This window comes from Mesorhizobium sp. WSM4871 (assembly GCF_055811295.1).
Genome location: NZ_JBVVPU010000001.1, coordinates 233,544 through 247,889, shown reverse-complemented (window position 1 = coordinate 247,889; position 14,346 = coordinate 233,544). Strand labels below are relative to the sequence as shown.

The window sequence follows — 14,346 nt, the reverse complement described above, 5'->3', positions numbered from 1 at the left end:
GTCATGCTGCACTTCCAATATCGAGATCGAGCGCCGCCGCCTTCGGTTGCGTCAGCGCCATCACAAATTCGCGGGCCCTGGCCGCACCGGTGTGGGATGCAAGGACGAGTTCGCGTGCCCGGCCGGCCATGGCGAGGCGTGTACGCTCCGTCTCGTCGGACAGGATCCCGACGACATCGTCCGTCTCCGCGGCAGTGTGGATCGCCGATGCGGGAAAGAAGCTGTCGAGGCCTGGCCAGCGGTCGCTTATGATGGGCGTGCCGCAAGCCGCCGCTTCGAAAAGGCGTACGCTGGGCGACCATCCCGCGGCGATCATGGAACTGCGTGTGACATTCAGCGTGTAGCGTTGACGGCTGTAGAACGCGGCGTGATTGGCCGGCGGCAAATGTTCGATGCGCTCGACGTTGGCCGGCCAGATGATACCGGACGGATATTGCGAGCCGGCCACGACGAAACGGCGGTCCGGCATATGCCGTGCGGGTTCGAGCAGCAGAGTGTTCAGCGTAGCCTGTCGGTCCGCGCTGTAGGTGCCGAGATAGCCGAGATCCCAACGGATCGGATTGCTGGTCCGGTGGTGATGTTCCGGATCGACCGAACAGTAGAGCGGTTCGGCACGGCGCGCGTTGAAGTCCTCCACCAGTTGGCGAAGCGTCGGTCCCCCAGCGAAGGAGAAGTAGACGTCGAAATACGGGATTTGCCGCCAACTCAGATAATCGCAATCGTCGGCCGAAAGCTTCGCCAGCGTCACCGGGGTGTCGATGTCATAAAAGCAAAGCTGCCCCTTGCAAAGCGAGGCGACGATGTCAATGACCGCACGTCCCTCTGGAACAAAGGATCCGACGACGATGATATCGGCCTGCTCCAGGCACGGTGCGTAGTCGCGTTGCAACTCCGCAGTGGTTTCGTAATAGCGCAAGGCGCAGAAATCCGGATTGCGCAGATCGCGGTGGTTGGCGTACCACGGCACGTCGCGCTCCAGAAAGGTCACGCGGTGACCAAGTCCGCGCAGGCCGTTCAGCAGGCCCCGAAAAGTCGTGGCGTGGCCATTTCCCCAGGATGAGGACAGCGACAGGCCGAGAAAGACGATGTCCAGTTGCCTGGTCATTCCGCTGCCTCCACGGTCCCGTGCTCGAAATGACGTTTGAAGACGGCATCTGCGACGGCCGCCCGCAGCGCGTAGGTATGGTCCGCCAGCACGCGGTGAAGCGCGGCCTGGCCGATTGCCTTTGCCCGACCGCGGGTCAGGGAGCGCATGATCTCGGCGATATCGCCGCCGTCGCGCGCCACCAGGATCTCCTCGCCTGGCTTCAGGAACAGTTCCACGCCTAGCCAGGCATCGGTGATGAGGCAGGCACCGGCACCGGCCGCCTCAAAGACACGCGTGGCCGGTGAAAAACCGTTTACGGCCATGCTGTCGCGGCTGATGTTCAGCACCGCCTTGGGTGTGACGTTGAAGGCATTGTGATCGCGGGTGCCGACGTGGCCGAGCCAATCGACATTGGCGGGCAGTGGCCTGTCGCCCCAGCCCGATCCGCCGAGCAGGAAACGCTGCTCCGGCAAACGGCTGGCAGGATCGAGAAAGAAAGCTTCGACGCGCGCCTCACGATCCGGGAGCCTGTTTCCGAGGAACGCCAGATCGCAAGCAAAGCGCGTGTGGGGGGCGACCGGATGGTGCGTTTCGGGATCGAGCGCATTGTAGATCGGCACACATTCCTTGGCTCCAAGTGCCCGGTAGGCCCATACGACCGGGTCGCCGCCACCATAGGTCAACACAAGATCGATTTTTTGCAGCGCGCTATGGAGCGGGTGGTCCGGTTCGTCGCGCAGTTGGGCGAGGGTGGCTGGCGCGTCCACATCCCAGAAAACGACGAGCGCGTCGCTGCGGGCGTGATCAAGCACGGCGCCCAGCAGCGTTTCGTCCTCGAAACCGACGCCGCTCGCCTTGACGACGATATCGGCCTCGGCGGCACGCGCCGCCACCTGCATCAGCGCATGCTGGGTCGCCGCGTAGACAACGACAGTGCACCAATCCGGAGCCTCGATGTCGCGGTTCTTCTGCCGGTCGTACACATCGGGTTCATAGAAGGTGATTTCATAACCCAATCGGGAAAGCGCCTTGAGCAATCCACGGTAATAGGTCGCAGCACCGTTCCAATAGGACGACAGAAGGCTCGATCCATAGAATGCAATCTTCATTCAGCAGCTTCCTTTGCGACGGCCGGGTTGGTGGTGTTTTGGTTGCCACACTCGGCGAGCACGCCGATCAATTCGTCCACGCGGTGCCGGCAAGTGTGCCGCGAGCGAATGGTGTCAAGGCCCGAGTTCACCAGAGAGGCCGCGAAATCCGCATCGGCCAACAGCGTCCGGAGGTGTTGCCGCATTTGCGACCCATTCTTTGCAAACAGAAAATCAACGCCTGGCCTGAACAGGTGCTCGACATCTGACCACGGTGCTGAAATCAGCGGAATGCCACAAGCGAGTGCCTCGAACATGCGGATCGTCGGAATTCCGGGCAGGCCGTCCCGGTATGGCCGCCGTGGGATGTGGACGGTGACGCGATGCGCGGCGAACGTCTTCGGCACGTCGGCATTGGCGATCCAGCCTTCGTAGCGCAAACCGGCGATGGCCAGATCGGCGAGCGCCGGCTTGGGGTAGCGGACGCCGTGCACAGTGGCCTCAAGGCCGAGGTCGTGCACCGGTTCTATCAAAAATTCCTTGAGTTCGGCGGTCCGTTCATCATCTCCCCAGTTTCCAATCCAGACCAGATCCGAAGTGGGGTGGATCTCCCGGTGCGGCGTGAACAGGCGATCATCCGCCGCTTCGTGCCAGGTAAAGACGCGCTTGCCCCAGCCGGCGCGCAGATAGCTCTCCCGCAAGGCTTCGCCGAAGGCGAGAACGCCATCATAATGCTCCAGCCGGAGTGCCGAAATTGCCTCGGTCGCCGACACGGCCCGGTGATGGGTATCGTGAAACAGAAGGATGAAGTTGCCGCCAGCGGCCCGGGCACGGCCGATGCGTGCCACAAGCTCCGGATCAGTCCACTCATGAACGACCACCACGTCGGCATCAGCGATCCAGGCTTCATGGTCAAACCCGGCGTCGTAGGTCACCGGCATCAACTCGGGAAAATCCTTGCGAAAACGTTCGATGGCAAAGGATCCCTTCTCGACCAGCAGATTCGACCGGCTCCAGCCGTCCGCCGGCTCCAGCGCGACCGCCTGATGCTGGCGCGCCACCAGCTCCCGCATGACGCCGCGCAGGAAATGGGCATTGCCGTGATTCCAGTCGGAAACGACCGAATGGGTGTAGAACAGAAAGCGCATGTTCAGCGCTCCGCCATGGCTAGCGCCGCTTTTTCGTAGACGCCGCGCACGGCCGCTGCCTGCTTTGCCAGCGTAAACCTGCGGCTCCGGCGGATGGCTGCCTGGCCGAGTTTCCGTCTGTGCTCGGCATCACTGGAAAGATGATTGATGCGGGCCGCGAGATCGTGCGGGTTGCCAGCGTCGTAGAATATCGCAGCCCCGTCCCATAATTCGCGATAGGTCGCGATATCGGAGAGCACCAAGGGCGTCGCCGACATGGCCGCTTCCAGCGCCGCCAGACCGAACGGCTCATAGAGCGATGGTGATACAAAAATGCCCGCACGCGCCATCAAGGAACGCACCTCGTCATAGGCCAGCGCTCCCAGAGGAACGGCATGGCTGAAGTTGACACACTCACCGTTCGGCCCGTGCATCGAACCGGCTGCAAAGACCGGCCATCGCGACAGCGACGCTGCCTGGTCGACCACCGCTGCATTCTTTCCCTCGTCCCACCAGCGGGCGGCGGCGAAGACGAGCGGTTGGCGCTTCTCGGCTTTCGGCGCCGAACGGGCGCCGTTTGCGACCACGTTTAGGCGCGCAATCGGGCCATAACAGGTCTCGAGCATATCGGCATGGCTGCGGCTTGGCGCGATGATTGCACCGGCCCTGTCGAAGCCCTGCCTGTTGCGCTCTTTCTGCCATGCCCATGCGCTATCCACTGCCTGTCTCCTGACGGCGTGGAACCAGGTCGTCACGCAGGAATGCGAGACCACCACGGTTGGGCAGCCCGCATTCAATCCCGCTGCCTGCGTCGGCGCGTTGAGATGGACAAGATCGATGGCGTGGTCACGTATGGGCGCACGCAATTCCCGCGGCAAGGTATCGAGATCAGCGGCGTTGCGGGTCATCCAATCCGGCGGCGTGTTAAGCCAGATCAGTGTCGCGAAGGCCTCCGCCTCCTCGGCCTGCTGACGGGATGGTTGTGGGCCAAGCCCTGCAAGCACCACGCTGTCGCCGCCGTTGACAAGTTCTCGGGCCAGATCAAGCGTATACCGCCACACACCGCCCACGGCATCCACGGTCATCAGAATGCGCCGCGAGCGCGGCGTCAGTGTCTGCAACATGTCGCCTCCAGTTCCACCAGCGGACGCGGGCGCTTTTCCTGGATGTCGCTGAACTTCTGGAACGATGCGAGGTAGTGATCATGCGCGCGCTCCCAGGCGAGGTCGTCGGGTTCACCCCAAAGCTCGCGATAGCTGGGCGAACTCGGATATGGATAAAGCGGGACGGGTTCATTGGCCCATACGCCGTTATCGATGAGGTGGGTTCGCCAGTAATCGACCAGCGCAGGATCATCCTCAACCACGCCGATCAGATTGGCCTGGACGAAGGGAACGTGACGCCTGGCATCGACGAGCAGCGCGGCGAGTTCCTCGGTGCCCAACCGGCAGCGCTTCGCCAGCATGGCACGGCCTTCCACTGTCAGGCTTTCAAGACCGGCTTCGATTGAGACGCAGCCGGCAGCTCCCAGCAATTCCAGCAGCTCGGGTTTCCACAGGTCGATACGGGTTTGTACGCCGAACTTCACATCGCGATCGATCAATGCTTCCAGCAATGCTTTTTGCGGCAGGAAGATTTCGTCGATGAAGTAGATGTAGCCAACACCTTGGCCGATCAGGCGATCGATTTCCGTCACCACCGCCTCGTGGTTTCGGCGCCGATAGGCATCGCGGAAATCGATCTTGGCGCAGAAGCTGCAATTATACGGACAACCGCGTGACGCCTCGACTTCAGCGCCGTATCCAACTTGATGATCATCGAACCTGTGATGATGATGCGAATGGGCAGCGATCCAGTCCACTGGCCATTCGAGCGGCGGATGATCGACAAATGAACTGGCATGGACGCCGCCGTTCGAAACCAGCTTGGCATCCCGCAGATAGGCGGTTGAAGGCACCGTGCCCCAATCGTTGCGCTGGGCAAGTTCTGCGACGACTTCCTCGCATTCGCCGCGCACGACAATGTCGGCGCCAAGCTTGCGCAGGGTCGGCGCCGGCGTCGCCGAGCCGTGCGGCCCGACGGCGACCGTGCGTCCGCCGCGCCCGGCGAGGCGGCTGAGGAAATCGGCCGGCACGCGCAATTCCGGCGGTGCGCAGCGCCAGAACAGATAGGTGGGCGCGGTGCTGACCACTGTCATTGCCGGCGCGAAGTCAGCCACGCGTTCGCAGAGGCTGGCATTGTCGAGCTTCTGCAACTGCCCATCCAGCATCAGCACCTCATGCCCGGCTTTTTCCAACAGGGATTTCGAATAGCCGAGCTCCAGCGGCAGATGGGGTTGGCGGCAGCCGAAATAGATGCTGTCGTCATACGTCCAGAACGGGTTTACCAGGGCGATCCTCACGCGACGTTCCTCACGACTTCGGGGCGAGGCTCGACCCGGTGGCGTTGCAGCCAGTCCGCGAGATCGCGAATGCCTTCGCGCCATGAAACATGCGCCTTCCAGCCAAGCGTGGTTTTGATCTTGCGGGTATCGGCCACGAAGAAAGGTTGGTCGCCGGTTCGTTCTCGATCATGGCGGATCGAAAGCTCGCGGCCAGTCAGGCCGCTGATCTCGCTCAACAGCATACGCAGGCTGAGCGCATTTTCCGGGCCGCCGCCGAGGTTGAATGCCTGGCCTTTGGTGATCTCTATCCGGTCGAGAACGGCCCTGTAGGCCGCAACCGCATCGGAGACGTGCAGGATGTCGCGTACTTGCCTGCCGTAGCCGTAAATGGTGATTGGCCGTCCCGTCAGCGCACTGAGCAGGAAGTGCGCGACCCAGCCCTGGTCTTCAGTTCCGAACTGGCGCGGTCCGTAGATGCAGCTCATCCGCAGCACCGCTGTCGGCATGCCGTAGGATTTGGCATAGTCGAGCACATATTGGTCCGCTCCGCCTTTGGAGCAGCCATAGGGCGTGCAGAAATCCAGGCCGCGCGTCTCGTCGATGCCGTTCGCTTGGATGATGTCATCGCAAGGCACATAGCGATCGCCCTCCACGCGAACGGCGACGTCGGGCAGACTGCCATAGACCTTGTTGGTGCTGGCGAAGATCACCGGGATGAACTCACCGCTCAGTCGCGCCGCTTCCAGCACGTTGAACGTTCCCCGAAGATTGATGTCGAAATCTTCGCCTGGCTGCGTCAGGCTCGTGGTGACGGCGGTTTGCGCGGCCAGATGGAAGATCGCCTTTGCGCCCGTCAGGGCGGGCGCCAAGGCATTGGCGTCCCGCACGTCGATAGTCTCGACCATAAGGCGGCTACCGTGTTCTCGCGCCAGCCATTCAAGGTTCTGCACGACGCCTGGACGGCTGAGATTGTCGATCACCAGCACCGGCTCGCCGTCCGACAACAGGCTGTCGGCCAGGTTCGATCCTATGAAGCCGCTGCCGCCGACAATGGCGATCGGCGGGTCACGTCGATTGCGTGTGTTCATGACACCAGCCCGCGTTCTTCTAGCTCGCGTTTCATGTCGGCGCCGCGGTCGACGGCGGACGTGTTGCGCACCCAGGAAACGAAATCGCCGAGAGAGTTCTCCAGTTGCCGCACCGGCTCGAAACCGAGCAACTCACGGGCCTTGGAAATATCGGCGAAGCAGTTGCGGATATCGCCGGAGCGGGCTTTGCCGAGCAGCTCTGGCGAACGTTTCGGCGTTCCCATGGCCTCGGCCAGCATTCGCGCTACGTCGCTGATTGCATAGGCTCGGCCGCTGCCGATGTTGATGACGTGACCTTTTGCCTGGCGTTGCTGCAGGGCGAGGCGAAAGGCGCGGGCGACGTCATGCACATGGACGAAATCGCGCTTCTGTTCGCCATCCTCGAAGATCATTGGCCGTTGGCCGTTGGCAAGACGTGAGGCGAAGTTGGCCAGCACGCCGGTATAGGGGTTCGACAGCGCCTGGCCGGCGCCGAAGACGTTGAACAGCCGTAGCGCCACCGCATCCATGCCGTAGGCTTCGCCGAAGATCAGCACGGCGCGCTCCTGGGCGTATTTTGTCAGTGCATAGATCGAGGCGAGGTCGACCGGCTTTTCTTCGTCAGTCGGCAGCGGCGAAAGGGGTTCACCTTCCGGCGACAGCGGGTTCCACTGACCGCTTTTGATGTCGCCGGCCTTGCGCCGGGCATTGTCGACGCGCCGGCCGTCGGGCGTGGCGTACAGGCCCTCGCCATAGACGCTCATCGAGGAGGCAACGACGATCCGCTCGACGGGGTGCTTGATCAACGCTTCGAGCAGCGTTGCCGTGCCGAGATCATTGGTGCCGACATAGCGTGCGATTTCGTACATCGACTGTCCGACGCCGACTTCCGCCGCCAGGTGAATGACCGCGTCGACGCCCTCCAGTGCGTTGGCGACGACCTCACGGTCGCGAATGTCGCCCTTGATCAGTTCGGCTCCGGCGGGAACGGCAACCGTTTCGCCCGCATGCACCTGTTCCAGCAGCGCATCGAGGATACGTACGGAATAATCCTGCTCGATGAGTTCCTGAGCGACGTGGCGGCCGATGAAGCCACAGCCTCCCGTAACCAATATGCGTTTCACGACGACTCCTCGAACAAGTGACCTCGGCGCCCCGAACTATTCGGCAAAAGGTTTGTTCCCTGTGCTTCAACAAAGTTCCCCTTGGGCGGCTTTGTTCGGAAGCAGGCACATCGCGATCAGCTCGCGCTACTGGAACATTGCTGTCCGTGTGCTGTTAGGACGCCCGACAGCCGCGTGACGCCCTATGCGGCGAAGCCGATGATCAAAGGAGATTTCAATGTCGCAGTCGCAGACGACCACCAACCACAATGAGATTCGCAAATGGGCCGAGGAGCGGGAAGGCCGGCCGGCAGTGGTGCGCACCAAAGGCGAGGGTGGCATCCTGCGGATCGACTTCGGTGAGGCCGAGGAAGCATTCGAGCCAATCGAATGGGACGAGTTCTTCCGGATATTCGATGAGAACGATCTGGCATTTCTTTATCAAGACAAGACCGGTGACGGACAAGCCAGCCGTTTCAACAAATTCGTCGAGCGCAATCAGAAGAGCTGATGACGCGCGTCCAGCGAGCTCATGATTTCAGGCGGCAGACTCGTCGCGATCAATCCAGCGGCTTGTCGGTAGGCCTAGGCGTGGTGCTCGCCTGACGTGGCCGTTCCGTGTTTCGATTGGCCACAGGACTATCCAGCGGAGCACTCGATGGTCGCGATGCGCCGGCGGTCTTTGGCGTCAGCGGTTTTGCGCCGGCGTCTGTGGCATTGGCATTCCGCCGCGGGTGCGGCAGGCCACCGGGGTTTGGAGTTCGGACGCCGGGCTTCGATGTGGAATTCTCGTTACTCATGGGAACCTCCTTGCAGTGCCAGAGTAAAGGCGCTCGCGTCGCTGTCGATTTGTTCCAACCGCCGCCACGGCCGAAAGTTCCGGAACCGCCAGTAGGCAGCGGATTGCCCAAGGCAGATCCGACATCTCAGCCATGTGGCCGCATCACCACCTTGATGCAGCCGTCCTGCTTGTCGCGGAACGCCTTGTAGAGATCCGGCCCGGCTTCGAGGCCGGCTCTGTGCGTAATGACGAAGGACGGATCGATCTCCCCGTTCTGGACCTTGGCCAGAAGCGGCTCCAGATAACGTTGCGTATGGGTTTGGCCCATCCTGAAGGTCAGGCCCTTGTTCATCGCCGCACCGAACGGGATATGGTCAATGAGGCCGATGTAGACGCCGGGAACTGAAATGGTGCCGCCCTTTCGGCAGCAATAGATTGCCTCGCGCAGGACATGCGGCCTGTCAGTGCCGAGGTAGACGGCAGCCTTGACCTTGTCGAGCATGGCGTCGGCACTGGCGCCGGGATCGGACTCCGTGCCGACGCAGTCGATGCAGCGATCCGGGCCACGGCCATCGGTCATCGCCATAAGGGCGTCATAGATGTCGGAATTGCTGAAATCGAGCGTCTCGGCCTTGCCATGCCCGCGCGCCATGGCCAGCCGCTCCGGCACCTTGTCGATGGCGATGACGCGTCCAGCGCCGAGCATCCATGCGCTCTGAATGGCGAACTGGCCGACCGGGCCGCAGCCCCAGATGGCGACGGTATCGCCGGGCTCGATGCCCGCGTTCTCGGCCGCCATATAGCCGGTCGGAAAGATGTCGGATAAGAACAGCACCTGTTCGTCGTCAATGCCGTCCGGCACCTTGATAGGACCGACATCGGCGAAGGGCACGCGCAGATATTCTGCCTGTCCGCCCCAATAGCCGCCGACCAGGTGCGAATAGCCGAACAGGCCGGCCGGCGACTGCCCCATCGCTTCCGCCGCCTGCTTGGCGTTGGGATTGGACCGGTCGCAAAGCGAGAACAGCCCGCGCGTGCAGAACCAGCACTCGCCGCAGGAGATGTTGAAAGGCACCACGATCCGGTCGCCCTTCTTGAACTTGGAATGACCGCGACCGACGTCCACCACCTCGCCCATGGTCTCGTGGCCGAGCACGTCGCCAGATTCCATGGTCGGCATGTAGCCGTTCATCAGATGCAAGTCCGAGCCGCATATGGCGCAGCAGGTGACCTTGATGATGACGTCGCGATCATCCTCGATGGCGGGATCAGCGACCTGGTCACATCGAATATCGCCTTTGCCGTGCCATGTGAGGGCCTTCATCATGTTGCTCCTGAGCTGGAAGAAGGTTGACGGGCGGATGTCCCGCCCAAAAGTTCAAAGGGTGTCTCGGGCCGCAAATCGTCTGCTCCGTTAATCGAGATCAGTCCTTGGAGGCCGAACCCGGCTCGGCCATCTTGCGATGCTGTTCCGCCAGCGTGCCTGCCGGCGTGACGTGCGCGGCGGCAACCTGCAGCTTGTTCTTCCAGCCGCTGACGACTTGTTCCTCGCCCGCCATCATAGCTTCGTAACCGGTCTTGGCCACGTCGGCGGGGTTGTCCTTCTCGTCGGTGCCGACCTTGGTGTCCATCATCTCGGCACGTTCGAAAAACCGCGTCTGCGTGGCGCCGGGCATCAGCACCGTGACCGTGACGCCGGTGTCCTGCAGTTCATGGCGCAGTGCGATCGAGAAGGAGTCTATGAACGCCTTGGTGCCGTTGTAGACAGCCTGGAAAGTACCGGGCATGAAACCGGCGATCGATCCCGTAAACAGGATGCGTCCGCGTCCGCGGCGGGCCATCCTGGCGCCAAGTTCATGCGCCAGATAGACGGTTCCGGTGATGTTGGTGTCGATGATGCGGCGCACCTTTTTCCAGTCCTGATCGACGAACCCCTCGCCAAGCCCGCGTCCGGCATTGAGGAACAGAAGGTCGATGTCGCGATCGCCGATCCGGGAGATCAACCGGTCGGCACCCTCGACGGTCGCCAGATCGGCTTCGATGGCTTCGACCGCAACATTGTGCGAAGCGAGTGCCTCGGCCGCCTGCTGGATCGCGGGTTCGTCGGCGGCTATGATGAGATTGTAGCCGTCTTTTGCACACAGTTTGGCAAGTTCTTTGCCGATGCCGCTCGAGGCTCCGGTCACCACAGCCAATTTTGCGATTGCCATTGTGTCCTCCGATCTTCGTCCCCGCCGAACCACCGGCGGCCGCGAATGTTCCGTGACATCTTTATGCCTCCGACTGGTTGTCGCGCGTGGTCGTCACTCATCGTGGAGGCGCGCTCGGCGATTTCCTTGACGCGTCGACACGGGTCTGGCGACGATTGTCGAAGCCGGTCCGCAATTAATTCTTTCAAGCTGGAACAAGCGAAGCTGATCCAAGTTCGGCATCATGCGGCGTTGTTGTCCTCCCATCTTTGACGCTGCGCGATCGGGCCCGCCGCCGGCCTGATCAGCCCGCGCCGCTCACATAGGGAGGCGCGGGCTTCGATGTTTCGGAGGACTGCGTTTTTTGGTCGAAAGCGGGAACAACTTACCGGTCCGGCAGTTCGGCCGGAGGAGGAGAGATAAGCAAAGATGCAATATGCCGAAGAAATCGCGCTCAGGCGCGTCGGGATGCTGGTCGAGCAATACGTCATCGCCAGGAGCAGGAGATATGATTTTGTCTCGACCGAGCTGGCCTGCAAGGCCATTCGCCAAGTGGTGCGAAGTCCGATCGAGGACATGGAACTAGATCGTTTGCTGGCCGAGTATGCCCTCAGACAGGGGCTTTCCGTACGGTTCGACCGGATAGGTCATCAGCCGGCGGCTTCGCCCGAACTCAGCGGGGGAGAATTGGCATGAGAGCAGCGTTGTTAGCATCGTTGGCGTTGCTCTTCCTGGCTGGGTGCAACAACAATGCCGATCCGGTCAAATCCAAGACGGACAATGTCAACAGCGAGCCGGTCGACAAAAATCCGACGACGGACACCAATCCGACGCCCCAGACAAGTACCGGCGGGGACCAGCAGGGCACGCAACCAACGCAGCCGGCGTCGCCCAAACTGAGCGGCGGCTAGACGGCGACTGCCGCCTGTCCAACTGCCATGACACTGCCGAGATTTTAACCGCGCACGTCTTCGCCGCTTGAGAGCCTCTTGGTCTCAGCAAACAATTCTTGCGGGAACGGACTTCGCGGCTGGCACGTGAGCCTTCTCGGCGCGATGCCACAGCGGGACCAGGGGATTGAGTTCGGGATAGTACCCGGCGCAGTTGCCCTGAGGCACGGAATAGGGTGTCACCCGCAAGCCGCGCACGCGACGCTCCACACCGTCATCAGCATGCGTTTCGAGATCGACTTGTTGTCCGGCACTCAACCCGAACCGCTGGATGTCCGCCTCATTCATCAGCAAGACCATGCGTGTGCCATGGATGCCGCGCAGCCTGTCGTCATAGCCGTAGACGGTCGTGTTGAACTGGTCGTTAGAACGCACTGTTATCAACGTCAGCACTTTGCGGCCCGAAAGATCGATATCGGGATCTGTCTCAAGCGTTGTCGGCAGCTTGAAATTGGCCTTCTTGTTCGGCGTCTCCCAAATTCGCTTCGATGCCTTGATATCGCGATGAAAGCCTCCGGGTGTCAGGAACCTTTTGTTGAAATGGCGAAAATGCTGCGGAAAACAGCGCTCGATCTCATCGCGAATACGGGAATAGTCGGCAATCCACTTGTCCCAAGGGATCGAACTCACGCCTGGCACGGTGGCCTTTGCAAGCTCGGCGACGATCTTCGGCTCCGAAAGCAGATTTGGCGAAATCGGCGGGCGCGATCCAAAGGAACCATGGATGCAAGCCGTGGAGTCCTCAATGGAAACAGTTTGATCGCCGCTTGCCTGGAGATCTCTCTCCAGCCGCGACAGGCAGGGCAACAGATAAGTTATCGCCCCGGGGAAAAGGTGACTGCGGTTGAGCTTGGTCGCGATCTCGACATGCAGACCAAGTCTCCGCCAGGCTTTCTCGACCAGGCCGGTTTCGGGCACGGCGCGGACGAAATTACCACCCAGGCCGACAAAGCCTTTCACCGAGCCGGCAATGACGCCCTCGCAGGTCTCGACCGTATCAAGGCCTTTCTCGCGCGGTGGCTCGAAAGCGTAGAATTCCGCGAACTTGTCGAGTGGTACGAGTTCAGGCTTTTCAGATATGCCGACGGTGCGCTGGCCCTGGACGTTGGAATGACCCCGCAGTGGCGAAATGCCGGCGCCGGGTTTTCCCATGTTGCCGCGCATCAGCAGCAGATTGCACAACATCTGCACGTTCTCGATACCATGCCTGTGCTGCGTCAGGCCCATGCCATAGTTGCCAATCACCGCGTTGGAACGGCTGTAGACCTCCGCGACATGTTCCAGATCCGGTCGCGCGATGCCCGATCGGGCGACGATGTCATCCCACTCGGCAGCGCGCAGATAGGCCTCGAATTCGGCAAAGCCGTGCGTATGCTCGGCGAGGAACTCCACATCGAGGACACGTGAATTTCCCCGCTCGCGGGCTGCGTCGTCGAGAGCGAGCACAGCCTTGGCGATGCCGGTCATGGCGGCGATATCGCCGCCGCCGCGGACCTGGAAGAAGTCGCTGGACATTTTGGTGCCGGGACCCGGCGACAGCATGTCAACAGGATCCTGCGGGTTCTTGAAGCGCTTGAGCCCTCGCTCCGGCAGGGGGTTGAAGGTGAACACGGGCACGTTGCGTTGACGGGCCTCCTGCAGCGGGTGCAACAGCCGCGGGGCCGTCACGCCCGTGTTGTGGCCGAAGAAGAACATCATGTCGCATTGGGAAAAGTCTTCGAGTCGCACGGTCCCGACCGGCGAACCGATCGATTCCGGAAGCCCGACCGAGGTCGATTCGTGACACATGTTGGAAGAATCGGGCAGGTTCGACGAACCGTAGATACGCGCGAAGAGCTGATACATGAACGAAGCCTCCAGCGAGGCCCGGCCGGACGTGTAGAAGACAACCGACTTTGGATCGAGGCGCCGAAGTTCCATGCCGATCTCGGCAAAGGTCTCATCCCAGGAAATCGGCTCATAGTGATCGGTAACGGCGTTGTAGCGTAGCGGATCTGTGAGCCTGCCTTGCTTTTCCAGGTCGCGATCCGGCCAATCGAGCAGTTCGGTCACCGAATGTCGGGCGAAGAAGTCGGGGCCGCAGCGCAGCGTCGTCTGATCCCATAGAGTGGCCTTGGCGCCATTTTCACAAAACTCGAAAGGGCGCGGCTCGGCTGGCTTGGCCCATGAGCAGGAGACGCACATATAGCCGTCTGCCTTGTTTTGCTTGAGCAGCGTGCTCCATATCCCCGACATCAACAGGCCTTCGCCATATGCCTTGCGGATCAACGAGGTCAGAGATCCCCACCCGCCCGTCGGGTGGTCGTATTTCTTAATTTCGACACGATCGGTTACGGCGGGTTTCATGGCAGGTGGTCCTCGTCAATGCGACCACCAAACCTCACCTGCGATGGATTGTTCCCGAGTCAGCGGAGAGAAAGTCGCTGGACCAATCCTGATAGCGCCCGAGCCTTTTACAAGTAAAACTGGCACGATAAGAGCCCTGTTGCTGGTGGTTTCGCCGGGGAACTGGTCAGCGTCGTTGCCAAGCGAGGCTTTCGCGGCCAGAGGCCATGTCGCGGTCGTCCGAAC

At 61.5% G+C, this 14,346-nt stretch carries 13 protein-coding genes; 3 read left to right on the top strand and 10 right to left on the bottom strand.

Translation table 11 applies throughout. From position 1 onward, the window contains the following. Nucleotide 1: 1 nt before the first annotated feature. Genes AC0L2H_RS01320 through AC0L2H_RS01290 form a run of 7 tightly spaced genes read right to left on the bottom strand, consistent with a single transcriptional unit; the run spans nt 2 to nt 7,876 of the window. Nucleotides 2-1,105, bottom strand: coding sequence for a CgeB family protein (locus AC0L2H_RS01320; protein WP_473588498.1), 1,104 nt, complete (start codon nt 1,103-1,105; stop codon nt 2-4). Next, nucleotides 1,102-2,196 carry a CgeB family protein gene (locus AC0L2H_RS01315; protein ID WP_473588497.1) on the bottom strand — a complete coding sequence of 365 codons (1,095 nt, stop codon included), beginning with the start codon at nt 2,194-2,196 and terminating at the stop codon, nt 1,102-1,104. Before AC0L2H_RS01315 ends, AC0L2H_RS01320 begins: the two co-directional genes overlap by 4 nt. Continuing rightward, nucleotides 2,193-3,323 (bottom strand): CgeB family protein, encoded by a 1,131-nt coding sequence (locus tag AC0L2H_RS01310; protein WP_473588496.1) that lies wholly within the window; start codon nt 3,321-3,323, stop codon nt 2,193-2,195. Before AC0L2H_RS01310 ends, AC0L2H_RS01315 begins: the two co-directional genes overlap by 4 nt. A gap of 2 nt (nt 3,324-3,325) precedes the next feature. Next, nucleotides 3,326-4,426, bottom strand: a complete 1,101-nt coding sequence (locus AC0L2H_RS01305; RefSeq protein ID WP_473588495.1) for a glycosyltransferase family 4 protein — start codon at nt 4,424-4,426, stop codon at nt 3,326-3,328. Next, entirely contained in the window at nt 4,411-5,703 is a 1,293-nt protein-coding gene (locus tag AC0L2H_RS01300) for a TIGR04295 family B12-binding domain-containing radical SAM protein (protein ID WP_473588494.1), read from the bottom strand. Before AC0L2H_RS01300 ends, AC0L2H_RS01305 begins: the two co-directional genes overlap by 16 nt. Further along, complete coding sequence (locus AC0L2H_RS01295) at nt 5,700-6,773, bottom strand: GDP-mannose 4,6-dehydratase (protein WP_473588493.1); 1,074 nt, start codon at nt 6,771-6,773, stop codon at nt 5,700-5,702. Before AC0L2H_RS01295 ends, AC0L2H_RS01300 begins: the two co-directional genes overlap by 4 nt. Beyond that, on the bottom strand, nt 6,770-7,876 hold the full coding sequence (locus tag AC0L2H_RS01290; RefSeq protein ID WP_473588492.1) for an NAD-dependent epimerase/dehydratase family protein: 1,107 nt from the start codon (nt 7,874-7,876) through the stop codon (nt 6,770-6,772). Before AC0L2H_RS01290 ends, AC0L2H_RS01295 begins: the two co-directional genes overlap by 4 nt. A 217-nt stretch (nt 7,877-8,093) precedes the next feature. Here AC0L2H_RS01290 and AC0L2H_RS01285 point away from each other — a divergent pair, with 217 nt between their 5' ends. Next, nucleotides 8,094-8,366 carry a hypothetical protein gene (locus AC0L2H_RS01285; RefSeq protein WP_473588491.1) on the top strand — a complete coding sequence of 91 codons (273 nt, stop codon included), beginning with the start codon at nt 8,094-8,096 and terminating at the stop codon, nt 8,364-8,366. A 415-nt stretch (nt 8,367-8,781) separates the two neighbouring features. Here AC0L2H_RS01285 and AC0L2H_RS01280 read toward each other — a convergent pair whose 3' ends face one another. Then, entirely contained in the window at nt 8,782-9,960 is a 1,179-nt protein-coding gene (locus AC0L2H_RS01280) for a zinc-dependent alcohol dehydrogenase (protein WP_473588490.1), read from the bottom strand. Between the two features lie 100 nt (nt 9,961-10,060). Then, nucleotides 10,061-10,846 (bottom strand): SDR family NAD(P)-dependent oxidoreductase, encoded by a 786-nt coding sequence (locus AC0L2H_RS01275; RefSeq protein ID WP_473588489.1) that lies wholly within the window; start codon nt 10,844-10,846, stop codon nt 10,061-10,063. A 408-nt stretch (nt 10,847-11,254) separates the two neighbouring features. Between AC0L2H_RS01275 and AC0L2H_RS01270 the strand changes: the two genes are divergently transcribed. Together AC0L2H_RS01270 and AC0L2H_RS01265 are read left to right on the top strand one after the other, a co-directional pair. Continuing rightward, the gene (locus AC0L2H_RS01270) at nt 11,255-11,521 is read left to right on the top strand and encodes a hypothetical protein (protein ID WP_473588488.1); all 267 of its coding nucleotides are present in this window, start codon (nt 11,255-11,257) and stop codon (nt 11,519-11,521) included. After that, entirely contained in the window at nt 11,518-11,736 is a 219-nt protein-coding gene (locus AC0L2H_RS01265) for a hypothetical protein (RefSeq protein WP_473588487.1), read from the top strand. Before AC0L2H_RS01270 ends, AC0L2H_RS01265 begins: the two co-directional genes overlap by 4 nt. A gap of 84 nt (nt 11,737-11,820) precedes the next feature. On the opposite strand, the gene AC0L2H_RS01260 is transcribed toward AC0L2H_RS01265, so the two are convergent. Next, nucleotides 11,821-14,121 (bottom strand): FdhF/YdeP family oxidoreductase, encoded by a 2,301-nt coding sequence (locus AC0L2H_RS01260; protein WP_473588486.1) that lies wholly within the window; start codon nt 14,119-14,121, stop codon nt 11,821-11,823. Nucleotides 14,122-14,346: the final 225 nt, after the last annotated feature.